At 59.0% G+C, this 273-nt stretch carries 1 protein-coding gene; it reads left to right on the plus strand.

Going from position 1 to position 273, the window contains the following annotated elements; genetic code table 11:
- A partial coding sequence (locus R0J88_RS20175) for a type VI secretion system baseplate subunit TssF (protein WP_410900902.1) occupies positions 1 to 273 on the plus strand: 273 nt, incomplete at both ends.

Below are 273 nucleotides of genomic sequence, written 5' to 3' on the forward strand. Positions count from 1 at the left end.
CGGTCCCCGTGATCAATTTGTTTCCACTGGACGCGGATCCGCTCAACCTGGATCCGTTGCAGAACGAGTACCTGCTTCGCCCGATGCGACTGCAGGACGGTCACACGGAAATCTATTCCGTAGACAGGGTGTCCGGTTCGAAGAACAGTATCCGTCAGGACTACGTGCCGTTCAGCAGCTTTCGCCACAAGGGTGGCATGCTCCGCGATGAGGCCCCGGAGAGGTACTTTCATACCCGCCTCAGGCAGGGCGCCAATGGCCTGCATGACACCT

This window comes from Pseudoalteromonas sp. SIMBA_162 (assembly GCF_046535955.1).
Taxonomy (GTDB): Bacteria; Pseudomonadota; Gammaproteobacteria; order Enterobacterales; family Alteromonadaceae; genus Pseudoalteromonas; species Pseudoalteromonas marina.